This is a genomic window from Marinobacter azerbaijanicus (assembly GCF_030250645.1).
Lineage (GTDB): Bacteria > Pseudomonadota > Gammaproteobacteria > Pseudomonadales > Oleiphilaceae > Marinobacter > Marinobacter azerbaijanicus.
In genome coordinates this window covers 235,950-260,585 of record NZ_JASSVS010000005.1, presented here as the reverse complement: position 1 = coordinate 260,585, position 24,636 = coordinate 235,950, and the positions used below count along the sequence as shown (strand labels likewise).

Annotated in this window: 20 protein-coding genes; 16 read left to right on the top strand and 4 right to left on the bottom strand. The window is 59.1% G+C overall.

Translation table 11 applies throughout. The features are described 5' to 3' along the window. Nucleotides 1-5: 5 nt before the first annotated feature. Nucleotides 6-1,055: an efflux RND transporter periplasmic adaptor subunit gene (locus QPM17_RS12170; protein WP_285391027.1), complete on the top strand. Its 1,050-nt coding sequence runs from the start codon at nt 6-8 to the stop codon at nt 1,053-1,055. Continuing rightward, on the top strand, nt 1,052-4,282 hold the full coding sequence (locus tag QPM17_RS12165) for an efflux RND transporter permease subunit (protein ID WP_285391026.1): 3,231 nt from the start codon (nt 1,052-1,054) through the stop codon (nt 4,280-4,282). The genes QPM17_RS12170 and QPM17_RS12165 overlap by 4 nt, the downstream gene beginning before the upstream one ends. Here QPM17_RS12165 and QPM17_RS12160 read toward each other — a convergent pair whose 3' ends face one another. Further along, nucleotides 4,283-5,341: a GGDEF domain-containing protein gene (locus QPM17_RS12160; protein ID WP_285391025.1), complete on the bottom strand. Its 1,059-nt coding sequence runs from the start codon at nt 5,339-5,341 to the stop codon at nt 4,283-4,285. 266 nt (nt 5,342-5,607) lie between these two features. On the opposite strand from QPM17_RS12160, the gene QPM17_RS12155 reads away from it, so the two are divergent. Genes QPM17_RS12155 through QPM17_RS12135 form a run of 5 tightly spaced genes read left to right on the top strand, consistent with a single transcriptional unit; the run spans nt 5,608 to nt 14,043 of the window. After that, on the top strand, nt 5,608-6,849 hold the full coding sequence (locus tag QPM17_RS12155) for an efflux RND transporter periplasmic adaptor subunit (protein ID WP_285391024.1): 1,242 nt from the start codon (nt 5,608-5,610) through the stop codon (nt 6,847-6,849). Continuing rightward, nucleotides 6,846-9,992 carry an efflux RND transporter permease subunit gene (locus tag QPM17_RS12150; RefSeq protein ID WP_285391023.1) on the top strand — a complete coding sequence of 1,049 codons (3,147 nt, stop codon included), beginning with the start codon at nt 6,846-6,848 and terminating at the stop codon, nt 9,990-9,992. Before QPM17_RS12155 ends, QPM17_RS12150 begins: the two co-directional genes overlap by 4 nt. Then, entirely contained in the window at nt 9,992-10,675 is a 684-nt protein-coding gene (locus QPM17_RS12145; protein WP_285391022.1) for an ABC transporter ATP-binding protein, read from the top strand. Before QPM17_RS12150 ends, QPM17_RS12145 begins: the two co-directional genes overlap by 1 nt. 3 nt (nt 10,676-10,678) lie before the next feature. After that, nucleotides 10,679-12,946, top strand: coding sequence for an FtsX-like permease family protein (locus tag QPM17_RS12140; protein ID WP_285391021.1), 2,268 nt, complete (start codon nt 10,679-10,681; stop codon nt 12,944-12,946). Continuing rightward, nucleotides 12,943-14,043 (top strand): lipocalin-like domain-containing protein, encoded by a 1,101-nt coding sequence (locus QPM17_RS12135; RefSeq protein ID WP_285391020.1) that lies wholly within the window; start codon nt 12,943-12,945, stop codon nt 14,041-14,043. Before QPM17_RS12140 ends, QPM17_RS12135 begins: the two co-directional genes overlap by 4 nt. A gap of 44 nt (nt 14,044-14,087) precedes the next feature. Here QPM17_RS12135 and QPM17_RS12130 read toward each other — a convergent pair whose 3' ends face one another. Both QPM17_RS12130 and QPM17_RS12125 read right to left on the bottom strand, forming a co-directional pair. Further along, complete coding sequence (locus tag QPM17_RS12130; protein WP_285391019.1) at nt 14,088-15,296, bottom strand: ammonium transporter; 1,209 nt, start codon at nt 15,294-15,296, stop codon at nt 14,088-14,090. A gap of 248 nt (nt 15,297-15,544) precedes the next feature. Continuing rightward, complete coding sequence (locus QPM17_RS12125; protein ID WP_285391018.1) at nt 15,545-15,964, bottom strand: YkvA family protein; 420 nt, start codon at nt 15,962-15,964, stop codon at nt 15,545-15,547. Between the two features lie 108 nt (nt 15,965-16,072). Here QPM17_RS12125 and QPM17_RS12120 point away from each other — a divergent pair, with 108 nt between their 5' ends. Next, nucleotides 16,073-16,828, top strand: a complete 756-nt coding sequence (locus QPM17_RS12120) for a fructosamine kinase family protein (protein WP_285391017.1) — start codon at nt 16,073-16,075, stop codon at nt 16,826-16,828. A 9-nt stretch (nt 16,829-16,837) separates the two neighbouring features. On the opposite strand, the gene QPM17_RS12115 is transcribed toward QPM17_RS12120, so the two are convergent. Continuing rightward, on the bottom strand, nt 16,838-17,317 hold the full coding sequence (locus QPM17_RS12115; RefSeq protein WP_285391016.1) for a DUF6231 family protein: 480 nt from the start codon (nt 17,315-17,317) through the stop codon (nt 16,838-16,840). Nucleotides 17,318-17,675: 358 nt separating this feature from the next. Here QPM17_RS12115 and QPM17_RS12110 point away from each other — a divergent pair, with 358 nt between their 5' ends. From QPM17_RS12110 to QPM17_RS12075, 8 genes are read left to right on the top strand one after another with little or no spacing between them, the layout of a single operon-like run. Continuing rightward, entirely contained in the window at nt 17,676-17,894 is a 219-nt protein-coding gene (locus tag QPM17_RS12110; RefSeq protein ID WP_285391015.1) for a hypothetical protein, read from the top strand. A gap of 36 nt (nt 17,895-17,930) precedes the next feature. Next, a complete protein-coding gene (locus tag QPM17_RS12105; protein WP_285391014.1) occupies nt 17,931-18,371 on the top strand; it encodes a TadE/TadG family type IV pilus assembly protein in 441 nt (146 codons plus the stop codon). Nucleotides 18,372-18,392: 21 nt separating this feature from the next. Then, nucleotides 18,393-19,247 carry a Flp pilus assembly protein CpaB gene (cpaB, locus tag QPM17_RS12100; protein WP_285391013.1) on the top strand — a complete coding sequence of 285 codons (855 nt, stop codon included), beginning with the start codon at nt 18,393-18,395 and terminating at the stop codon, nt 19,245-19,247. Further along, nucleotides 19,237-20,412 carry a type II and III secretion system protein family protein gene (locus tag QPM17_RS12095; protein WP_285391012.1) on the top strand — a complete coding sequence of 392 codons (1,176 nt, stop codon included), beginning with the start codon at nt 19,237-19,239 and terminating at the stop codon, nt 20,410-20,412. Before cpaB ends, QPM17_RS12095 begins: the two co-directional genes overlap by 11 nt. Before the next feature lie 4 nt (nt 20,413-20,416). Next, nucleotides 20,417-21,613 (top strand): CpaE/TadZ family protein, encoded by a 1,197-nt coding sequence (locus QPM17_RS12090; protein WP_285391010.1) that lies wholly within the window; start codon nt 20,417-20,419, stop codon nt 21,611-21,613. A 12-nt stretch (nt 21,614-21,625) separates the two neighbouring features. Beyond that, nucleotides 21,626-22,831: a TadA family conjugal transfer-associated ATPase gene (locus QPM17_RS12085; protein WP_285391009.1), complete on the top strand. Its 1,206-nt coding sequence runs from the start codon at nt 21,626-21,628 to the stop codon at nt 22,829-22,831. Beyond that, nucleotides 22,828-23,745: a type II secretion system F family protein gene (locus QPM17_RS12080; protein ID WP_285391007.1), complete on the top strand. Its 918-nt coding sequence runs from the start codon at nt 22,828-22,830 to the stop codon at nt 23,743-23,745. The genes QPM17_RS12085 and QPM17_RS12080 overlap by 4 nt, the downstream gene beginning before the upstream one ends. Continuing rightward, complete coding sequence (locus QPM17_RS12075) at nt 23,738-24,619, top strand: type II secretion system F family protein (protein ID WP_285391006.1); 882 nt, start codon at nt 23,738-23,740, stop codon at nt 24,617-24,619. The genes QPM17_RS12080 and QPM17_RS12075 overlap by 8 nt, the downstream gene beginning before the upstream one ends. Nucleotides 24,620-24,636: the final 17 nt, after the last annotated feature.

Sequence of the window (24,636 nt, the reverse complement as noted above, 5' to 3'; positions counted from 1 at the left end):
TCGGCATGCGTCATCCCGGTCGCCTTTTTGTCACCCTGTTGCTCCTGATGCCTGCTTTGGCTGCCGCGGAACTCGTCTTTGAACGAGTCGAGAGAAGCTCATTCCACGAAACCGTTCATCTGGATGGCGTCATTGAAGCCGTTCAGCAAAGCACCGTCTCGGCCCAGACAAGCGGTACGGTGCAAAGACTGCCATTTGACGTTGACGACTCGGTGGCCGCCGGTGACCTGATTGTCCAGCTCGAGGATAGTGAGCAACGCTCCCGGTTACGTCAGGCCGAGGCGGGGCTGGAAGAGGCGGAAGCCGTGCTCTCGGATGCGCGGCAACGATTTGAGCGCATCGAGGCGGTTCACGAGCGGGGGCTGGTTTCCCGCCAGGAGTTTGACCAGGCCCGCAACAATCTTGCTGCCGCCCAGGCAAGAGTGGAGCGCGCCAGAGGTGCGGTTTCCGAAGCACAGGAGCAGTTGTCCTACACCCGGGTGGTGGCGCCCTACGGCGGCATTCTTACCGAACGCCATGTGGAAGTGGGTGAGTCTGTAAACCCCGGTCAGCCTCTGCTCAGCGGGCTGTCCCTGGAGCAGCTCAGGGTTGTGGTCGACCTGCCACAGAAGTACGCAGAACTGGCGCGCACCGAGCGCCAGGCGATGGTTACCCTCACAGACGGCCGGGTGCTGGAAACCGGTGAAATGACGTTCTACCCCTACGCCGATCCACAAACCCATACCTTTCGGCTACGGATGCGCCTGAGTGAGCCTAACGGGTCCCTGTTTCCCGGCATGCTTGTGAAAGTCGGCGTTCCGGTGGCCAGCCGTGAGGCTCTCTGGGTGCCTGTGAGCAGCCTGATTCATCGCAGCGAACTGAGGGCGGTGTTTGTGCTTGATGATCAGGATCGGCCCCGGCTGCGTCAGGTGCGCACAGGGATTCGGGACAACGGCCGGCTTGAGATCCTCGCCGGACTCAGTGAGGGTGAGCGGGTGGTTAACAACCCTTCGGAGCTGGTCGGCAGCGACCGACTGAATCCTGTTATTGAGTCAGGCGGGGAGGCGAATCCGTGAGCCGGGACCTACCGCCTGTCGGCCCGTCTGGCGCCATCGCCCGTGTTTTCCAGAACAACCATCTGACGCCCCTGCTTGGCATTCTGGCGATTATTCTCGGTGTTCTGGCGGTGGTCGTTACTCCGAAAGAAGAAGAGCCCCAGATTGACGTCACCATGGCCGACATCATGGTGGCGTTTCCCGGCGCCAGTACCCGCGAGGTGGAAAGCGCCATAGCCACGCCGGCCGAGCAGGTGATGAGCGAAATCAAGGGCGTGGAGCATGTCTATTCGGTATCAAGGCAGGGGCAGGCGGTCATCACGGTCCAGTTCGAAGTGGGTATTCCACGACAGGAGGCGCTGGTCCGGCTTTATAACCAGGTCTATTCGAATCAGGACTGGCTGCCAGCCAACCTGGGCGCAACCCAGCCGTTGATCAAACCCAAGGGGATTGACGATGTGCCTGTCATGACTCTGACGCTCTATGATCCGGTTAATGGGCACACCGGTGAAGAACTTACCCGTCTTGCCCATATGCTGGAAGTCGCCCTCAAGCGGGTTCCGGGCACCCGGGACATCTACACCACCGGTGGCATCCCGGACCGGGTCGATATCCGCTTTGATCCTGCGTTGCTGGCAGGCTTCAATCTCACCGTTGAGGATATTCGTCACGCCCTGGCCGCTGCCAATGCCAGCAGCCAGGAGGCCCGGGTGACCCGGGATAATCTTTCTATTCCGGTTCAGGCCGGCACCCTGCTGGAGTCGGTCGGCGACGTCCGCCGCTTGGTGGTGGGCATGCATAATGGTGCGGCGGTTTACCTGGAGGATGTCGCCGACATCAGTCGGGGTGGTACCGTGCCTGACCAGAGCGTTATGACCGGTTTCGGGCCTGCCCAGGAAGACGGGACAGCGGGTCAGCCCGGTGACGTTTATCCTGCAGTCACCCTGGCGATCGCCAAAAAGCCCGGTGAAAACGCCGTCAATATCACCACAGCGATTGAAGAGCGACTGGAGCAGTTGCGCAATCGCGCATTACCAGAGGGCATAGAGGTTCTGGTCACCCGTGACTATGGTGTTACGGCCTCCCAGAAAGCCCGCAAGCTGATTACCGACCTGATCTCCGCCACCCTGTGCGTGGTGTTGCTGGTGCTTGCCGCCATGGGCTGGCGCCAGGCCCTGATAGTGGGGCTCGCTGTCCTGATTACCCTGCTGCTGACCCTGGTGTTTTCCTGGGCCTGGGGTTTTACCCTCAACCGGGTCTCACTGTTCGCGCTGATTTTCTCCATCGGCATACTGGTGGATGACGGCATCGTGATCACCGAGAACATCAACCGGCGGATCCGCAACTCCCGGTTGCCGGTGAAAGACATCATTCCACTGGCGGTAGACGAAGTGGGCACGCCTACCATCATGGCGAGCCTGACCATCATGGCGGCGCTGATTCCCATGGCGTTTGTCAGTGGCCTGATGGGCCCGTACATGAGTCCGATTCCGATCAATGCCTCTGCGGGTATGGTGCTGTCCCAGATTGTGGCCTTCGTAGTGGCGCCCTGGCTGGCGTTCCGGTTACTCAAGCACAAGAAAGGAGAGATGGCCGCAGAAGCGGATGAAGCCTCCAGTTCCGCAGACGGTGTCAGCCCATTGTCGCTGCGTATTTTCCAGACGGTACTGAGTCCTTTTCTGGGGGATCACCACTGGCGACGTCGACTGCTTGGGCTGGGCGTGGTTGGTCTTACCATTGCCGCAGCATCATTGCCGGTATTCCTGGCTGTCATCCTCAAAATGCTGCCGTTCGACAACAAATCCGAGTTGCAGGTGGTGGTGGATATGCCCGAGCGAACCCCGATGGAACAGACCCAGCGGGTGCTGATGGAAATGGGCCGCTATCTGGAAACGGTCGAGGAAGTGGCCAACTGGCAGACCTATGCCGGTACCGCCTCCCCCATCAACTTCAACGGACTGGTGCGACAGTATTATCTGCGCGGCGACCCCTATCAGGGCGATATTCAGATCAATCTGAGTCACGAGGACAATCGCGACCGCCAGTCCCACGACATTGCCCAGTCCCTTCGGGCACCGATGACGGAAATCGGCGACAGGTACGGTGCCAGCGTGAAGATCGTGGAAGTGCCGCCGGGGCCACCGGTTCTGTCGCCCGTGGTGGCCGAGATCTATGCGGTGAACGAATTCCGTCGGGCAGAACTGGCCCGCAATGTGGCCGAGGGCATGGCCGAGGTTGAGGGGCTGGTGGATATTGATACCACCCTGGAAGCTCCAACCCGGCAATGGGAAGTGGTCGTGGACCGGGATCGAGCTGCACGGCTGGGGGTTTCCCAGGCACAGGTGGTCAGCGCCTTGCAGACAGCCCTCGGTGGCAGCGGCGTCAGTTTTCTGCACGATGACCACGCCAAGTATCCTGTCCCCATCCGGGTGATACTGGACGAGGGCGACAAGGCCCAGCCATCGGTTCTGCTGTCCCTTAATGTGCGCAGCCGTAGTGGTAATCTTGTACCGCTGGCAAGTATTGCCGAGGTTCGGGAGGCAGACTGGATGGGAGCTATCTACCACAAGGATCTGCTGCCGGTAACCTATGTGACGGCGGATATGGCCGGTGATATTGATTCACCGCTTTATGGCATGTTTGCCATGGTGGATCGCCTGAAGCAGCAGGAGGGCGCGCCGGAACAGTACTTTATTGACCAGCCACCGCTGCCGGAAAAAGGTACCCTGAAGTGGGACGGCGAATGGCAGATTACCTACGAAACCTTCCGGGATATGGGCGCGGCCTACAGTGTGGGCATATTCATGATTTTCGTGCTGCTGGTGGCGCAGTTCCGTTCCTACATTCTGCCGCTGGTTATCATGGCGCCAATCCCGCTGACGCTGATCGGAATCATGCCCGGCCATGCCCTGTTGGGCCGTGAATTCACCGCGACCAGTATGATCGGCATGATTGCCCTCGCGGGCATCATCGTGCGCAATTCCATCCTGTTGGTGGTGTTTATCCGGCAACTGATCGATGAGGGTATGGAGCTGGACAGAGCCGTGGTTCTGGCCGGAGCAGTGCGCATAAAACCCATTGCCCTGACAGCGATTTCAGCGATGGTGGGTGCTTACTTCATACTGAACGATCCGATATTCAACGGTCTGGCTATTTCGCTGATCTTTGGTCTGGCCATGTCCACCCTGCTTACGGTCGTTGTGGTGCCATTGCTTTACTATACTCTTGCCCGTTGCCGATGGGTCTGATCAGGTCCGGGCTGCCGCAGCCGATACCGAGAGCGCGGGAACTATCTGGTTGCGACCGGATTCCTTGGCTGTGTAAAGGCGGGTATCTGCTTCGCGGACCAGGTCGCGCAGGGTGTCACCGTCGATCCCGAGTTCAGCCACGCCACCGCTGAGTGTCAGGCGAACCGCATTGCTGTTGATGGCAAGTGGAGTGGATGCGACCGCCAGACGGATTTTTTCAGCCACTTCCAGAGCCTGCTGGCTATTGGTGTTGCTAAGCAGGATGCCGAATTCCTCGCCCCCCAGCCGAGCTGGCAGATCAGTGGCGCGCAGGCACTCTCTGAAAATGCGGGCAACGTGTTGCAGTGCCAGGTCGCCGGTTTCGTGACCATGGTCGTCGTTAACGCTCTTGAAGTGGTCCAGGTCCAGGACCAGGACAGATACGGGTGTGCTGTATCGTTGCGCCCTGTTTTTTTCCCGTTCAAAAATATCGCTGAGCCGCGCACGGTTGGCGAGCCCGGTAAGCGGGTCGGTCTGTGCCATTTTCATGAGTCGGCGCTCGGACGTTTCGCGGGTGACTTCGTAAACATGTGAAAACACCAGGATGCAGAGAGAAATCACGGCAATGTTGGTAATCGGCAGGGCCTGCATCATTTCTGGCTGGTCCAGGTGCCTGTAGAGAAAAATGACCGCTGCGACTCCCATGTAGAAAACAGAAACCGCCAGCCCGAGACGGCGCCCCATCAGCAGGTGGGAGATAATGGGGATCAGCAACACCCATGCGTGTACAGCGGATGTAGCCCGGGGGGTGGCCATTGCAAACATCATGGCGGTAAAGAAGGGTATCAGGTAGGCAATGATCCATCGTTCCAGATGCCGGGTATGACGGATTGCCCGGTAAACGACGATGGAATAGACGCCCATTGCGACTTCAACGAGCGCAAGGGGGTAGCTGCCTTTGAGCAGGTTCATTGATGAGAACAGGATGGCGCCAATGATGGTCAGCACCAGCAGTGCCTTTAGTACCGCCTTGCGGTAAGGCCGTGCCAGTTCTTTCAGGGAATCTTTATAGCTATCCATGCTGTGAGGTCTTTGTCGGCGATGAACGGGCTGAGCCCGAGCCGTAATATGTGTAGACAAGATAAACACAAGAGAAGTGTGAATTAGATCAGGTTTTCGACAGAAAGTGATACCTATTAAGACTAAAGTTGTAGGTCTTTTTGCAATGATCCGGCATGCGTTATATTGACGCGCCATTCCTTGGCCGGATCCAAAACCGGGTTCGGGTTGTATAGTAAGAACCCAGACGCTATCCAGATTGACACACCGCAAGCGGCCAGAGAACCATGTCAAAACGAATTATTCCCATACTCATATTCGCACTCGGTGTTGCCGGCTTTATTCTGCTCAAGGTCACCCGGCCCGAACCAGAAGCAGTTAGCGCCCAGGAGCGCAGCTGGCTGATTGAGGTGATGATCGTCGAACCCGGAGTCCACACACCGGTGCTGTCTCTGTATGGCCAGCTTGTGGCACCTGAGCAGACAACGATTGCCGCGCCCCTGGCAGGGCGGATCGGGAGTCGACCGGTGCGGGAGGGGCAGCGTGTGACTGAGGGGGATCTCCTTGTCGCTCTGGATGAGGCTGATATCGGGCCGCTGGTAACCCGCGCCGAAGCAGAGGTCAAGGATCTCCAGGCCCAGTTGGCAGCGGAACAGGTGCGCCATGCGAACGACCGGGAGGCGCTAGAGGGAGAGAAGGCCATTCTGAGTAACGCCCGGCGGCAGTTTGAGAGAACTCAGTCTCTGGTCAGTCGCAACCTGTCTTCTCAGGAAGCGCTGGATGCTGCCTCTGATGCCCTGGCGCGCGCCCGTCTGACGGTTACGGCCCGGCAGCGGGCAGTGGACGAACACCCCTCCCGCGTGCAAAGCCTGGAAGCCCGGCTCGACGGGGCGCAGGCAAGCCTGGCTTCCGCGCGACGGGACGCCGAAAGAGCAACAGTGACAGCGCCATTCGATGGTGTCGTGACCGACATCAGGGTGGCGGAGGGTGATCGCGTGTCACCGAACGCGCAGCTACTTTCCGTCTACCCTGACCAGGGGCTGGAGCTCAGAGCCAGAGTTCCGGATGTTTTCCGGCAGGAGCTGCTGGATGCCCTGAATGCCGGTGAACATCTGCAGGCACTGACCGAAGACGGCCTGCACCGTTTTATCCTGTCCCGTTTCGCCGGCACCAGTGATCCTTCAGGCACTGAAGCAATTCTTACCCTGGACGGCGATGCCGGTGGCCTGCGCCCGGGTGGATTGCTTCCGGTCACTCTGGAAAGACCTCCACGAGAAGACGCCATCGCTATCCCTTACAGCGCCCTTTACGGCAGCGACAGCGTGTACCGGATGACCGATGACTTCCGCATGCAGCGTGTCACGGTGAAGCGCCTGGGGGAGGCAAATGACGCCAACGGTGGGCGCCAGGTTCTGGTATCGGCTGAGGACCTGGAAGCGGGGGATGCCCTGATTACGACTCATCTGCCCAATGCCATGAGCGGTTTGAAGGTGGAGCTGGCGGAAACCGGGCCGGAGGCCGGCGAATGAGGCGCCGCAGGGGGGTGATCGGTTTTTTTGTTCACCATCGGGTAGCTGCCAACCTGGTGATGCTGGTGATGCTGCTTGGCGGCACCCTGGCGCTGACCCGTATGAACATCCAGTTCTTTCCCAACTTTGCCCTGGATATTGTCAGCGTACGGGTGGTGTGGAGCGGCGCTTCCGCGGAGGATGTGGAGCAGGGCATCACCAATCCCCTGGAGCAGCGTCTTCGCAGTGTTCAGGGGCTGAAGAAGATGACTTCCACCTCGGCCCAGGGGATATCGTCGATCACCCTGGAGTTCACCGAGAATACCAACCCGATCCAGGCACTGGATGATGTGCGGCAGCAGGTGGATGAATTCACCAACCTGCCGGCGGAGGCGGAAGAGCCGCAGGTGACCCGGTTTGAGCGATACGAACCGGTTGGCCGATTGCTGATCTACGGCGACATGGACCGCTCCGAGTTGCGTCAGCTGGCTTACCGGTTTGAGGACGAACTGCTGTCGCGGGGCATTGACCGGGTGTCCATCCGGGGGTTGCCGGAGCAACAGATCAGCATTGATGTGCCTGTCGAACGCCTGGAAGCCCTGGGCCTGTCCCTGGACCAGATTGCCGAGCGCGTGGGGTCAGTTTCCCGTGACCTGCCCGCCGGCATGATGGGGCAACAGGATGCCACCCGTGAGCTGCGGTCGGTTGAGCAGCGCCGCAGCCCACAGGCCTTCGAAACCATACCGGTTCTCAGTGATGAACGCACCCGGTTGCGCCTGGGCGACATCGCCATCATTCGCCAGGAATCCCGGGAAAGCCAGGTCAAGCTTACCCGTGATGGCCATCCAGCGGTGGAGTTGCAGCTCCAGCGAGCGGAGGATGGCAATTCCCTGGATGCCGCAGGTGTGCTCGAGAGCTGGCTTGCAGATACCCGGCCCGTGCTGCCGCCCTCGGTTGAACTGGAGGTCTACGATGAGACCTGGCAACTATTGGACGACCGTATTTCCCTGCTGATCAAGAACGGTATGGGTGGTCTGGTCCTGGTCATTATCCTGCTTTACCTGTTCCTGCCGGGGCGTGTGGCGATGTGGGTGGCCATTGGGATACCGACCGCCTTTCTGGCGGCACTGGCAGTGCTCTGGGGAATTGGCGGCTCCATTAACATGATTTCCCTGTTTGCGCTGATCATGGCGCTGGGGGTCATCGTGGACGATGCCATTGTGGTGGGGGAGGACGCCGATGCTCATGCCCGCATGGGTGAGGAGTCGATCTATGCCTCGGAAGGAGCCGCCAAGCGGATGGTCTGGCCGGTCCTGGCGTCCTCACTCACCACCGTGGCCGCTTTCATGCCTCTGTTGGTGGTAGGGGGTGTGATTGGCAACATCCTTGGGGATATTCCCCTGGTGATGATCTGTGTGTTGATTGCCTCGTTAATGGAGTGCTTTATCGTACTGCCGGCTCACCTGCGCCATGCTTTCACTCCCGGTAAGAACAAACGGGCACAGGCAGGGCCGGTGGAACGTCTGCGCAAACGGTTTGAAACAGGCTTTGACCGCTTCCGCGAAGGCCCCTTCCGCAGAGCGTCCCGTTACACCCTTCAGCACCGCGGTATCACCCTGGCTTCAGCGTTGGCGGTGGCCCTGGTGACGGTGGGCCTGCTGGTCGGCGGCCGGTTGGGGTTCAATTTCTTTCCTACCCCGGAGCCTTCTGTGCTTTATGCCAATGCCAGTTTCGTGGCCGGTACCAACCGGGAAACGGTGGACGATTTCGTCGCTGAGATGCAACGGGCGCTGAACGAAACCGAGAAAGCGCTGGGCGGTGACCTGATCCTGCACGCTGTCGCCAATCATGGCACTACCCAGGGTGCGGAGGGCACCACGCGCACCGGCGATGAGCTTGGGTCCATCATGGTGGAGCTGGTGCCCTCGGACCGTCGCCCGGTTCGCAACCCTGAATTCATCACCGCCTGGCGGGATCGACTGAACCGGCCAGCCGGCCTCGATAATCTGACCATTTCCGAGCGCCAGTCCGGTCCCCCGGGCCGGGATGTCAACGTGCGACTCACGGGAGAGGATGCCTTAAGCCTCAAGAAGGCTGCGGAAACTCTCAATGAGTCACTGCGCACCCTGCCCGGCGTGCTGGATACCGAGGATGACATGCCCTGGGGGCGGGAACAGCTCATCTACCAGGTCAGCGCCTATGGTGAGGCATTGGGCCTGGCCACGGACGACCTTGGCCGTCAGTTGCGGGCCGCCTTTGATGGCCGTATTGCGCAGATCTACCAGGACGGGCGGGATGAAGTGGAAGTGCGGGTGCAGTTACCCCGCGAGCAACGGGAAAGCATGGAGACCCTCTCACGGCTGACGGTGCGGGTGCCTGACGGACGCTTCGTTCCGCTGACCCAGGTCATGAACCTGGACCATCGCCAGGGCTTCCAGGCCCTGCGACATGCTGAAGGAGAGCTGGCGGTAGAAGTCACCGCTTCCCTGAATACCCGTATCAGTACCTCAGACCAGATCATCGCCAGCCTGGAGGAAAACGTGCTGCCCTCACTGGCCGGTCAGTACAACCTGCGATACAGCTTCGAGGGGCGGGCCGCCGACCAGAGAGAAACCATGGATGACATGAAAACCGGCCTGATCATCGGCCTCGGCCTGATGTATGTGGTGCTGGCCTGGGTGTTCGCTTCCTGGAGCATGCCGGTGATCGTGATGGCCATTATTCCCTTCGCGCTGGTGGGGGCGCTTATCGGCCACTGGTTGATGGGGTTGCAGCTGACCATTCTCTCGTTGTTCGGGCTGTTTGGTCTGTCCGGCATTGTGGTAAACAATGCCATTATCCTGGTTGCCTTCTACAACCAGCAGCGACAGAAGGGCCTTGGTATTACCGATGCGCTCAACGAGGCGGCGGTGCAGCGGGTGCGTGCAGTGCTGCTGACCTCCCTGACCACCATCGGTGGACTGCTTCCCCTGCTGTTCGAAACCTCACTGCAGGCCCAGTTCCTGATTCCGATGGCCACCTCCATTGCCTTTGGCCTTGCATTGTCCACCTTGCTGGTGCTGGCGGTGATTCCGGCGCTGCTGTCCTACCTTGAGCAGTTCCGGGAGTGGCGGGCTTACCGCCGGGGCGAGGAACCTGAGCCCACGATCCAGCGGAGTGTCTGATGTCGAGTCCGGTGCTGAGTGTCGAAAGGTTGAGCAGAGCGTTTACTAGCGGTAGGCAGCGGGTATCAGTGCTCAGTGGTCTGACATTGAGCGTCTTCCCGGGCGAGTCCCTGGCGGTTGTCGGGCGTTCAGGGTCGGGCAAGAGCACCCTGCTGAATCTTCTGTGCGGTTTGCAGGTGCCCGATGAGGGGCGCATCACGGTCATGGGCGAATCGTTCGATGGAATTGATAATAACGACATCGACGCACGGTGGGCGGAGCTGCGCAGGCGATCCATCGGTGTGGTGTTTCAGGAAGCGAACCTGATGCCAGCCCTGTCACTGGTGGATAATGTGCGCCTGCGGGCGAATCTGGCTGGCCGTGGGGCCGGTGGCGAGCGTGGCTGGCTGGAACGTCTCGGGGTGGGCGCCGAAGCGGATCGCTATCCGGACCAGGTTTCCGGCGGCCAGGCCCAGCGTGCCGCACTGGCCATGGTGTTTGCCATGTCGCCAGCGCTGATCCTGGCGGATGAGCCCACTGGCAGCCTTGATCGTCAGACCGCCGACGAGGTGGCCGACTGTCTGTTTGCGATGCAACGTGATACCGGGTGTGCCCTGGTACTTGCCACCCACGATACCGGGCTGGCTTCCCGCTGTGACCATCTGCTTGATCTCAGTGCTTCCACCGCCCGTGGCACCGGTTAATCCATGATGCTGGTGCGGGCCTTCGTCAGCCATTATCGCCGCCATCCTTTCCAGCTTGCGGCGTTGGCGGTGATGATTGTGCTGGCCACCATGCTCTGGACCGGTGTTACCCTGCTAACCGAACAGGCCCGACATAGTCTGTTTCAGAGTGAGGAAGCGGTAGCGGCCCAAGTCCATGTGGTTCGCGCCGATGGCCAGCGGGTCAGTGTTGATGACTTTGTCGATCTGCGTATGGCTGGCCTGTGCGTTGCACCCTGGCTGGAAATCCAGCGCCCGCCGCCGGAGGGACGGGTGATCGGTATCGATCCCCTGGCCATGGGTTGTTTTGGGGAATCCGCTCCAGGTGGGGCCACTGGTTCATTGGACGGCTCACCGTTTGTTGATATCAGCGACGCCATAAGGCTCTCCCGCGAGGGATACGAAAGCCGGCTATACCTGCTGGCGGCGAACGAGAGTGTGGCGCTGCCAGAAGGATACGCCCTGCGCGCGTTTTCGTTGGCGCCGGAAACCGGCGAGCTGGCGGACAGCTTCCTGCTTAATCTGGATGCCCTGAGCCTGCTGGTGCTATTGATCACCGGATTGCTGGTACGCAGTGTCCATCGCCTCGGAGTCGCTCAGCGCCGGCAGAGCTTTGAATTGTTGTACCGCTTTGGTGTGCCCCGCCGTCGGGTCCAGCAGTTGCTGGCACTGGAGCTGGTGGTGCTGTCCGGTTTTTGTGTGGTTCCGGGACTCTGGTTGGGAACACAGCTTGCCGCAATGCTGGGGGGTGGGTTTGGACAGGCTCTCGACAGCCTGTTTGATGTCACTCTCTACGCAGGCTCCGCAGCATCTTTGCCGTGGCAGGCCGCCGCGGTCATGCTGTTGCTGGTGCTGACTGCTTGCCTGGTGGACTGGCTGGTTCCACAGCGTTGGCAGGGTGTCATCAGCTCCCGTCATGGGCGAGTGATTGCAGCCCTGGTTCTGTTTGTCGGGCTGGCGACTGTAGCGCTGGCGGTGGATCTGGCCTGGGCCTTTGCTGGCACGGCGCTGGTTTTCGCCGGTGCCGGCTGGCTCACTCCGGGATTACTGGCACTGGCGGCGCAGACGCTGTCCGAGCGTGCCGCTCTGGATGGAACCGGCCCACTGGCACGCTGGCGGCGCCGGGAGCTGGCGGCCATGTTCCGGCATCTGGCGCTGCCGGTGGTGGCGCTGCAGTTCGCCATGGCAACCGTGCTGGCGGTTCAGGCACTGGTGACAACGTTCGAGAGCACCTTCGAGGAATGGCTGGCTCAGCGTCTGGAGGCAGAGTTCTATGTCGAGGTGCCACGGGGCGCGGATGCGAGCCTGGCGGCAGAGCGGTTGCAGGAACTTGAAGGCATCGGTCCATGGCACCGTGTTGCCCGTGGTGAGGCACGGATCAGGGCAGGTGAGCCGGGCAAGGATGCTGAGCCGGAAAGCGATCAGGTTCCGGCGGATCTGTTCGCTCTGACACCCGTCAGTGATCTGGTGAGGGACTGGTCCCTGCTGGCCAGTAGCGGCAGGCCCTGGGAAAAACTTGAGCAGGGCGGAGTGATGATCAATGAACAGCTTGCCCGACGGCACCAGCTTGGAGTGGGTGACACGTTAAAGATCGGCATAGGCGGTACTTCAACCGAAGCGAATGTGGTGGCCATCTATGCGGACTATGGCCGCCCGGCGGGGGAGGTGATGGTCTCCGGGGCTGCATTGCCGGAGAATTTCAGCCCCGGTTTCGAGAGCTTTTCGGTGAATCCCGGCGACCTGACCATGGCTGACATCAGCGAACAGCTGGCGGATGTCTGGAATATATCCGAGGTGACGATAAGGGATAACGCCAGCATCCGCGCCCTGGCCTCGCAGGTGTTCGATCAGACTTTCCTGCTGACCCGCGCCATCAGCCTTCTGACACTGGTGCTGGCTGCAGTTGCCCTGCTGATCATGAGCTGGGTCTTCTTCACCACCCGGGCCTGGTATTTCCAGCTCCTGAGTATCTGGGGGCTGCCGGCGCGAGTGGTCAGGGGGCAGCTCCGGCGCCTGTCGGTCCTGCTCACACTGGCGGTGACTCTTGCCGCCCTGCCGTTGGGTATCTGGCTGACCTGGGTGCTGGTCAGCCGCATCAATCCGCTTGCCTTTGGCTGGTCGTTACCCATGGAACTGTATCCCCAGTTCTGGCTGGAACTCGGTGTGGTAGCGGCGGCAACAGGCATGGTTGTTGCGCACCTGATGCGCAGGCAGCTGGTGCACAGGGCAGACAGAAAGCAGGTGGAGACATGAGAACGCATACCGGCTTCATTGCACTGTTGGTTGCTGCGGCGTTCACCGGTTGCTCTGATTCGGCACCAGAGACCGGCTTCGCGGGCCTGGCTCAGTATGCAGGGGAGGCGGACGGTTCCGGGTTCCTGCAGCCGCAGCCCGGTGATACCCTGAATTTCCCCGAAGACTGGGGTCCCCACCCGCAGCACCGCATCGAGTGGTGGTATCTGACGGCCAATCTGACAACAGCGGATGGTAGCCCGCTGGGCGTGCAGTGGACCCAGTTCCGTCAGGCGTTGCAGCCCCGGCCGATTGAAAGTGATCCTCCCGATCCGGAAACCTGGCCGCTGGACGCTGCCTGGATGGCCCACGGGGCAGTGTCATTTGAGGGCGACCACTGGTTCGTCGAAAAGCTTGCCCGGGGCGATGTGGGTCATGCCGGCGCCACGGCGGAGCCATTCCGGGTGTGGCTGGATGACTGGCGGCTGGAAGCATTGCCGGGATCCGCGGAGTGGCGCTTGCAGGTGGAAGGGGATGGCTGGTCCTATGACCTGCGGCTGGGTAACACAGGGGGTGTGGTAGCTCACGGCGAGGAGGGCTTCAGCGCCAAGTCAGCCAGCGGTGACGGCTCCATGTATTTCAGTCTGGTGGATTTACAGGTTGATGGAACGGTGACGCTGGGGGAAAAGACCCTGGACGTGTCCGGCAAGGGCTGGTTTGACCGGGAATGGAGCAGCCAGTTTCTCAAGACCGGTCAACAGGGCTGGGACTGGTTTGCCCTGCACCTGGAAGACGGCCAGAAGCTGATGGCGTTTCGGCTGTTGGAAGACGACGACACCTATCTGTCCGGCAGCTGGATTAATACCAGCGGCGTGGTCGAGGTGCTGGGCAATGACGAACTGACCCTGACCGCAGTCAACTGGAAAAAAACGCAGCAGGGCAGGGTGCCAGTGACCTGGCGACTGACCATTCCGTCCCGTGAGGTGGACCTGACCATCAAGGCGCCACCGGGTACTTACTGGAACCTCGGCCTTTACCCATACTGGGAAAGCCCGGTGTCGGTAACCGGGTCCCATGAAGGCGTGGGCTATATGGAACTGACCGGATACAGTCATTAAGCACTGTATCCGGCCTTCCCTGATGTCCCAGAGACTGAAAACAGTTACTCCATCGACGTGGCGCCAATGCGGTGGATACTGACATCCGCGCCGTTGAACTCTTCTTCATCAGTCAGACGCAGGCCAGAGATGGCACTGACAATGCCATAGACAATCAGGCCGCCCGCAAAGGCCACCACAACGCCGGCAATGGCGCCGATGATCTGGGACATCAGGCTCACGCCGCCCAGGCCGCCAAGGGCTTCCTGACCAAAGATACCGGCCGCGATGGCACCCCATACACCACAGACACCGTGCAGTGGCCAGACACCCAGTACGTCGTCCAGGCGTTCGATTCGGTCCTGGGCCCATTCAAACATGTATACGAAGATGGCACCGGCAATGCCACCGGTAATAAGCGCACCAACCGGGTGCATCAGGTCCGAACCGGCGCATACTGCCACCAGGCCAGCCAGCGGCCCGTTGTGAATAAAGCCCGGGTCCTTGCGGCCCACCAGCATGGCCACCAGAACGCCGCCAACCATGGCCATGAGGCTGTTCACCGCCACCAGACCGCTGATGCCGTCAAGTGTCTGGGCCGACATCACGTTAAAACCGAACCAGCCCACAGTCAGAATCCAGGCGCCCAGGGCGAGGAAGGGAATGTTGGAAGGCGCAAACGCCACCACCCGACCGTTGCGATAGCGTCCGTTACGGGCACCCAGCAACAGTACCGCCGCAAGTGCGATCCAGCCGCCAACGGCGTGCACTACAACGGAGCCGGCGAAGTCATGGAACGCTGCACCAAACTGGCTCTCCAGCCAGGACTGGAAGCCGTAATTGCCGTTCCAGATCATGCCTTCAAAAAACGGGTACACGAACGCCACGATCAGGCCCGAGGCAATCAGCATGGGGTAGAACTTTGCGCGCTCGGCAATGCCGCCTGAAACAATGGCAGGTATGGCGGCGGCGAAGGTCATCAGGAAAAAGAACTTGACCAGATCGTAGCCATTGGCGGCGGTCAGCTCTGACGCGCCGGCCATGAAGTGGCTGCCGTAGGCGATGTAGTAGCCGACGAAGAAATAGGCAACAGCGGAGATGCCGAAGTCGGTCATGATCTTTACCAGCGCATTTACCTGGTTCTTGTGGCGTACCGTACCTACTTCCAGGAAGGCGAAGCCGGCGTGCATGGCCAGTACCATGATGGCACCGATAAGAATGAACAGCGTGTTGGCGCTTTCGGTCAGGGTGTGTACTGCACTCGTGATATCCACGGGTTGGTTGCTCCTGATTTTCTGGTTTTATCCACCGGTCACGGGCGGGTTGTGCATTGATAGCGTGCACAATAAGCAAGGAGTGTTCCGGATTGAGGCAATGCCAGGACTGAGAATGGATTAGGTAATTCTTTTGCCCAAAAGATGGGCATTCGTGGGTGCTCTGAGGGGAGTTGGTGCCTATAAATGGTGCACGGGAAGTGGAAACGCACCAATGTGGTGGGCTGTCAAAGCAGGCTGCTGTTTAGTCAATCGCTATTCGTAGGCGTTTGTGTCGCTGTTTCGTGATCTTTCCAGGCAGCGTAGCGAATCAGGTCGGATTCCACCATGGCCAGGCATGCGGCGACCACGCCAGCGTCATCCAGGAAACCGATGCCCAGCAGCACGTCAGGAATCAGGTCCAGGGGATTAAGGACGTAGATCAGTGCACCGGCAATGGCGGCGATACTCTTCCATGGTACGTTGCGATAGTTGCCCTGCCAGTAGTCCCGCAGCATGGCAAACATCAGGCGGATATCCGTGCCGAACCGCCGCAGTTTGCCGCTGTTCCTGACTTTGTCCTCTATGGCTTTCTGGCGGGCGAGCAGGTCCGCCACATCGTCGCCGTGGACCTTGCTGGCTTCGGTCTTCAATTGTTCGTTTGCCTTGCGATCACTGAACGTTGCCATAGGCTGTTTCCCGTATTGAGTAGCCGTGCAGTTTCCATGATCCACTAAGCCGGTGACAAAGCCAAGAGGGTTTGCAGAAGGCTTCGTAATCACGGTTATACTGGTTGCATGGCTGATTTCATCAAGCACAATTCCACGTCTTTTCCCGATGCTCTGTTGTGCGAGGCCCGCGGGCTTGAACTACTGGCAGAGACTCTCAGGCTGGCCGGTGTCAGCAAGTTGCGTGTTCCGGACGTGAAGTCCGTGTCACAGCGGGAACTGGTGATTCCCCGTATAAACCCCGGCCCTGCAAGCGAGGACGCCATGGTGGCCCTGGGTGAGGGACTGGCCCGGATGCATGCCATCCGTCAGCCGCACTACGGTTTTGATAGTGACAATATGATCGGTTTGTCACCACAGAAAAATCGCCTGACAGACGACTGGGGCGACTTCTTTCTGGAAAACCGCCTGCGGGTGCAGGTAAGCATGATCCGCGATCGGCAGGTACGGGAAGAGTTCGAGGCCGTGCTTGCAGGCAGCAGCGCCGCTCTCAGACAATTCCTGAACGAGCACTGTGAGCAGTCCAGCCTGCTCCATGGCGACCTGTGGTCCGGTAACGTGCTATTCGACAACTCCGGCCCCTGGCTGATTGACCCTGCGGTCTATTATGGTGATCGGGAAGCGGACATTGCCATGACGGAACTGTTTGGTGGTTTTTCAACGGCCTTCTATCGCGCCTATGACCGGGTTTATCCAAGAACCGGGGTCTACAACACCAAGCGTTCCGTCTATAACCTCTATCATACCCTCAATCACTATAATCTCTTCGGAGCGTCCTACCTCGATGCCTGTCAGCGAAATCTGAGGGTGTTTGAAGCGATGTGAGGGTGGCGGCTACCACCGGGCCTTGTCCCACATCTCCGGGTTCGCCCAGTTATCCGGATTATTCCACGCCCGTTTGTGGTTATAGTTATCGATATTGTAGGTATAGAGCGTCGACGTTTTGCCATTATTAGTCAGCTCAGCCTGACGGCGAAAGCCCAGGGCGATAAAGTCGGTAAAACTCCAGCCCCCGTCAGATTCCACCAACACCGCAATCTGGTGCGTGCCATAGTTTCTCAGTTGGCCCAGAAGAAGCTCACCCTCGTCCCGCGGAAGTTGTTCAAGCACGCCGGTAACCAGTGCCAGGTCCTGAACTTCTGGCAGGGGGAATGCGGTACTGAGGGTGGTTTCTGACAGGGTCGTCAGGCGTGTGGTGTCATTGTGTAACTGCCAGAGCCTTCCCACCTCTTCTGCCAGGTTACCGCAAACCAGCAGTGTATTTGGCTCGATAGCGTCCACTATGCGAGCGACGGCCTGATGGGGCGTAGTCATAAGACGGTCCGGGTCGGATTTAAAGGCCAGTATCCCATTGGCCACTGCGCAAAGGCAATAAGTCGAGCATTCAGGGAGTTGCATTAGCTTCCGGCACAAGTCCACCGCATCCGGTTGGCCCGAATATCCAGCTTACATGTCATTTCGGGCAACCATATTCGGAAAGCTCTCTGGTATTACTGTTGTGCGAGGTGACAGATCCCGTACCGGATTTGATTGGTGTTTTTCAACTGCATTAATCAATGCCCGAAAACAAACGTGACTGTCAGTAACAAAAAACAAAACAAAATCTGTCGCTGTGAAGGCGATATATCGTTAGGTTGAAATCAAATAAAAGACAAATATAAGGAATCCAGCCATGAGCATCAAAGATTTACCAGTCCGCGTTGCAGCCCACATTCAGGTCAGGAAATTGTCACTCAAGTCGAAGCAGAAAGGCGCTTCCGCACTTGAATACATTGTTCTTGCCGGTGCGATAGCCGTCGTTATTGCGATTGCTGCTGCCGCGTTCGGCGACGATGTGAGCGGTTTCTTCGACACACTGTTGAATGACCTCACTGGCTCTGGCGGGGCCTGATTAGAGCACAGCTCCCGGGACTGGAGGGCCGTCTTGATGAGATCGGAAAAGGGGGCAATAGCCCTGGAGTTTCTGTTCCTCTTTCCGCTGGTGATAGCCATGTTATATGCGGCGGCGGCCTACGGCATGCTCTTCTTCGGGAAATACGAAATGCAGAGTGTTGTGGATCAGGCCGCTTCGTCCGCATTGCGGGTGGATCGATCCCGCCTCTCGGAAAACGATCTTTCCAGCCAGATCGTGGCCACGGCCAAAGCGACTCTGGAACAGGGCTGGGCATCAAAATCCGAGAGTCTGACGTCCGGAACGGATTCCCGGGATTGCGAGGTGGTTGACTCAGCCGGCATCAGTTTCCTGACCTGCGTCATATCCCGCAATAATCAGGAAGCGCCCATGGTGCCGCAGTTGACGTTCGGTTTTCTGGGCAAGTTTCCCCCCATGCCCGACGCCATGCGTGCGGAAGCAACCATGGCCTTCTAGTTCTGTTAACAGGGCACAAGAATGAATAAAAGACTGATATACGCACTTCCGGCAACGGTACTGGCGTTGGTGGCTCTTGGCCTTGCCATCGTTGGTCTTCTGTCGGCAAAGGGTCAGCCTGACAAACCGACACAGAATCCCGTGGCCGCGGCGGAACAGGTGCCCGAGAGACCGGAATATCGCTATCTGGTGGCCATAGAGGCCCTGTCTCCCGGGGACACGATGGAAAAAGACGGCTTTGTTTCGGTGTCGTCCCTGGATCCTGTCCCTGATGCCATTCGTGCCGATGACGCCCCTTTCGGACAGACCATCAAGACCTCGCTGGCGGCCGGCCAGACCCTGACCGAAGCAAACATGCGAAATGACAGTGTGTTGGAAACCCTGGTCCCGCAGGACCATAAGGCCATGGCCGTTGCCGTGGACGAAGTGTCGGGTGTGGGCGGCCTGTTGCGGCCCGGTGACCGGGTGGACGTGACTGCGTCATTTCGTCGGGCTGACAACGACAGACCCGCAGCCCTGAAGCTGTTGAGTAATGTGCTGGTTCTGGCGGTCAGGGGCGTTCCCTATAACGGTGAAGCAGGGGAGGACAATGACCCCCGCCGCAACAATACGGTGGTGTTATCCGTTCCGGAAGCGAAAGTATCGCGGTTGTTGCTCGCTTCCAGTGAAGGCAGTGTGCGGCTTGTGGCGGTCTCTCCCAGGCAGGAGGTAGCAGAACAGGCAGAGGAAGAGGATTCCACAATCAAGGCCGTCTACCTGGAAGATCTGTTCCCGGCACCACCCAAGCCCGCGCCTACCCGGCGCACTGCGCCACCACCTTCTACCCGCGTACAGGTTTTTGAAGGAACCCAATCAAGGAGTGTTTATGTACGGTAAACCGATCGCCGTATGGTTAGTGGCGCTGCTGGTGAGTGGCATTGCGGTGGTCCTGCCCGCCGCGGCTCATGGCGATGAGATGGCGGACGGCGCTCCGATCAAGCTGGGTAACGGTGAACAGAAGGTGCTGAGATTTCCGGATGTGCTTTCGAAGGTGGCAACGTCTGACCCTGAGGTGGCCGGTGTGTCGGTTTCTGAAGAAAAGGAATTGTTGCTGACCGCCAAATCACAGGGCACAGCGACTCTGTCCGTCTGGCTCAAGGGCCGTTCTGAGCCCTTGCGTTCCGTCGTTGTGGTTGCATCCACCCTGGGGGAAAAGCTGCCGTTCGGAACCCAGGTGCAGACGGATATCCGCATTGTGGAAGTGAACCGCAGTGAATTGAATGAACTGGGAATGTACTACTCCAAACTGTTTGATGGCGGCCGTTTTGAGGCGTCTTTTGCGGGAACAGGCAGGGCTGCACCCATACCCGGAAGGGGCCAGGCGATCACCTCCAGTGGCTTCAGTTTTTTCCGGTTTGGCGAAAACTCTCTCAGCATCATTAATGCCCTGGAGTCCGGCGGTTTTGCTTACACCCTGGCGGAGCCTTCACTGGTCACCCTGAGTGGCCAGAGCGCCACTTTTCTCTCGGGCGGTGAGTTCCCGATTCCGGTGCGCAGTGACGACAGCGGTGTTCAGGTGGAGTTCAAGGAATTCGGTGTCAGCCTGAGCCTGACGCCAACGGTGGTTGGCGAAGATCAGATTATTCTGCGGGTTGCGCCGGAGGTCAGTGATCTGGATGAAACGGCGGGTGTAACCGCCAATGGCATCACCATTCCCGGTTTGCGGGTTCGTCGCACTGAAACCACCGTTGCCATGGGGTCTGGTGAGACCTTCATTATCAGTGGTCTGGTAAGCCGCAATACCTTCAATAACAGCGACCGCGTTCCCGGGTTGGGCAATCTGCCGATACTGGGTGCATTGTTCCGTTCAGACCGGGTATCACGTGAAGATCGTGAGCTGATCATGGTGGTAACGCCCCGTCTGGTCAGCCCTGGCAAGCAGGGTGGTGGCAAGCTGGAAACCATCGGCCGCGACTATCATCGCAGCAGCACCGGGTGGCTGGACATGGCGACGGACGCCAGCCCCGGCGAGCGCCCCATCAAACACGGACTGAGCTGGTAATCCTATGAACAGAGACGACATTCTGGTGTGTGTGGCGGACGATATTGGCATCCGGACCTGGCTGGAGCGCGCGCTGGACGGCATGTGGCCGGTGGAGTTTGTTGCTTCATCTGACCTCTCCCGTGTCAGCCGGCTTGTGGAAGCCACCGGTAGTCGTTTCGTGATGGTGGCGGCGGATGAAAATGACGCTGAGAAAGCCCTCAGAATCATCAGTGCTCTCACCAAATCCCGTGAAGACCTGGCCGTAGTTTCACTGGCCCGTCGGGTGAATCAGGATTTCCTGCTACGGAGCATGCGTGCTGGCGCACGGGACTGTTTTATCGTCAGCAGCGACGGTGAAGAACTCCGTAGTCGAATCCAGCAATTCCTGCAGGCCACACCCGTAGAGGTGGCGGCTGATTCCCGGCCGGCAAATGCCCGGAACAAGATTACGCTGGTGACCAGCTCCAGCCCGGTGGTGGATACACGGTTTTTCGCGCAGAACCTGGCCTTTACCACCAATAAGCTGTTTCCGGAGGCCCGCATTCTTGCTCTTGATACCTCGTCAACGGATCGGCATGCCTTCTACCTGGACAGTAATAACCGGGTCACTCTGGAAAGTCTGTTGCAGAACCCGGAATCACTTGACCAGGCAATGATCGAGACTGCCCTGGAGGAGTACGCTCCGAACCTGCGTTTACTGGCCGGCAATCTGTCGCCTGAGGCCCTCGGTGATGATCGCAACGCGGACCTGTTCATTGCCGTCAGCCAGTTGATGAGCATGTTCGACTACATCGTCGTCAACGTGGATCCGGTGGTTGCCGACTTCTGGGTCAGTGCGGTAGGGCTACATGCCAAAGATCTGGTGATGGTTATTCAACCTATTGTCGAACAGGCCCACGAGGCGCGCCGGCAACTGGATGGCTGGCGCGATCATCTGGCCAGGGACTGTCGTAAATCGCTGGTCCTCGACTGTTATGAGAAGAAAGGCTCCCCCGCACTGGGTGAGCTGGAGCGGGCGGTTGGCGTGGATTATATGGGCAACCTGCCCCTGGACTGGACCAGCCGGCTGATGTCCATCAACGCCGGTATACCCTTGCATAAGCTGCCCCAGAGAAGCCAGTACCAGAAACAGCTTGAAGCCATCATGAGGCGATACGCGACCGGTGAAAACAGGGAAGGTCAAAGCCTTACGAAACGAAAGCTCCTGCGAGCTGGTTAAGGAGAAGGTTGGATGGCTACCCGGGTTGACCAGGAATACCAGGATCTGAAGAAGCGCGTTCACTATTTTCTGGTGGAGCGGCTGGATGAAGAAGGTGTCGAAGTCGGCAAGTCCGGACGTGAAACTCTTTATGGCTTCGTTCAGGACAATGTGCAGAGTTTTGTTTCCCAGAACCGGATGCCGTTGTCTGCTCAGGACCTGACTCTGCTGGCCCGGGAAACCTTCGACGAAGTGGCCGGCTTTGGTCCTCTGGAGCCCCTGCTTTCCGATGACAGCGTGAATGATATTCTGGTTAATGGCCCTGAAGACGTGTTCGTTGAGATTGCAGGGGTGCTGCAACGGGCGCACACCCGCTTTATCGATGATGATCATGTCACCCGCGTCATCCGCCGCATCCTGGCGCCCCTGGGGCGCCGTCTGGATGAGTCCAGCCCCATGGTGGATGCCCGTTTGCCGGACGGCTCCCGGGTCAACGCCATTATTCCCCCGATTGCCCTGGACGGCCCGTCCATCAGCATCCGCAAATTCACCCAGAAGCACCTGACTGCACAGGATCTGGTCAACAGCGGATCCATGACCGCGGAGTGTCTTGATGTGCTGACGTCACTGGTTGAGACCCGCCGGAATATCCTGATCAGCGGGGGCACCGGCACGGGCAAAACCACCATTCTGAATCTGCTGAGCCAGTATATTCCAAGGGATGAGCGGGTGGTAACCATTGAGGACTCAGCAGAGCTTCAGCTCAATCACCCCCATATTGTCCGCCTCGAAACGCGACCGGCAAATACCGAGGGCACAGGAAAGATCACCGCGAGGGACCTGGTGATCAATGCGCTGCGAATGCGCCCTGACCGAATCATTCTTGGTGAGGTCCGGGCCGGCGAGATCATCGAGTTGCTGCAGGCCATGAACACCGGTCACGAAGGGTCCATGAGTACCATTCACTCCAACAGCGCCAAAGATGCGCTGGTACGGATTGAAACCCTGTTGGCGGTGAACGGGTATGACGCAGGAGAGAGGGCTATTGGTCGCCTGATTGGTTCGTCACTGGATGTCATCGTCCAGCTCTCCCGACTGCCTAATGGCCGCCGGTTCGTCAGTGAAGTGGTGGCGATGAAAGCCACCCCGGATGATCCCTACCGAATGGAGACCCTCTACCGCACCGAAGAGGGGACGGACGATGGCATGGTGAAACTGACCGGGGAGGGGGTAAGGTGAGTAGCCAGATCTGGTTCGCGGGCTCCCTGTTCGTGGGGTCGTTGGCTACCCTGCTGGTGATGGTGCAGCTGGCCTGGGGGTATCTGCGTGGTCACCGGCAGATTAACCGGGCGATCAGGAACCGGTTGATGCCGGCGACTGAAAGTGCCGGGCTGGGCGGAGCCAGGGTGGATCTGGGGCCGGTCGAAAGGCTATTGGTGCAGGCGGATATCCGTTGGAGTATGCAGCGCCTGGTCATGATGACGACGGTGCTACTGTTGGCGCTGGTGTTTGTCGCCATGTCGCGGGGCATGGTGGCGTTACTGGTTGTGGTCTTCTTTGTCGCCATTGCGATTGGTGCCTGGTGGCGTATACGTTTCCAGAAGCAGCGCCAGACCATCCATGAAGAACTGCCCGGCGTGGTGGACGCGGTCATGAGAAACATCGATGCTGGCCGGTCCCTGGAGCATGCACTGATCTCGTCCTTCGACGAATCATCGCCGGTTTTCAACCCCCTGGTTTTCCGGCTGCGCAACGCAGTTGAGGCCGGTCGGGACTACACCCGCCTGTTCGAGGATTTCGCCCAGCTCTATCAGGTTCCTGCGATGGTACTGGTGGCTATTGCCCTGCGTACCACATCACGATTTGGCTCCTCGATCCGTCCCGTGCTGGAGCAGGTGTCCGCATCCCTGAGGTCGCAACAGGCAATGAGGCGGGAGTTCCTTGCGGCCAGCGCGGAAACCCGTTTTACCGCGGTTACATTTGCCGTTCTGCCTCCGGCGCTGGCGGCTTTCATGGTAATGATCAATGACGAGTATTCCGATGTGCTGCTGAACACGCCTACCGGCCATTCGCTGCTGTTAACCGCTGGCGCTCTTCAGCTCATCGGCATGTTTGTGATCTGGCGAATGATACAGGGGGTGGGACGTGGTTGATCTCTGGTTTCTGCTATCCGCTGCAGCCGCCCTGTTTGCGCTCTGGATGGCTGGCTACCTGGCTCCGCGCTGGGCATTGAGGGCACGGATTCATGAGCGCCTGAAAAACCGGGGGGCGGGGGTAAAGGTGGCGGGTGACGAGGATATCTCCGGTTTCCTGGCGGAACTGGGGGAGAGCTTTACCGGCCTGGCGGCAATACAGGGTGACTACGAGGATATGGAGGCTGCGCTGGAAACCACGGGACGGAACCGCCAACAGAGCCAGGCAACCTATATGATGCTGTGTTGGCTGCTTCCCTTGATTGTGATTGTGCTGGGGTTTGTGATTACCGGCCCTGCAGCGGGAATGATCATCGCTGCCGCTGCGTTTCTTCTGCCCCGCAGAGTGATCCGCACCATGGGGACCAACGCGGAAAAGAAACAGAATCTTGAGGCCATTGAGCTGTGCCATATGACCCGGATGCTCATGGAAGCTGGCCTGTCCATTGAGCGTGCCCTGCGACTGGTTGCTGTTCAGGCGAGGCCAATCATGCCTCATCTGGCGAGCCGGCTGGATCGCTTCAATCGGGTGATGGAGAGCGGGGCGGATCGCTCAAAAGCACTGGATGAGCTGGGCAGGAACCGGCGCATCGTGGTGTTGCGGAGTTATGTAAATCTGATGAAACAGAGCGGAACTCTGGGCGCAGGGGTGACTTCAAGCCTGGACCAGATTATCCGGGAAGCGCAACAGACCGCACGCAGCCGGTTGAGCGAAGAGACCAACAGGGTCGGCGCCAAGATGACAATTGTAATGATGGTATTCCTCCTGCCTGGCCTGTTCCTGTTAATTGGCGGGCCGGCCGTACTGTCGATAGTCGACACGTTAAACCGCTGATAACAGATCGAGTTCAA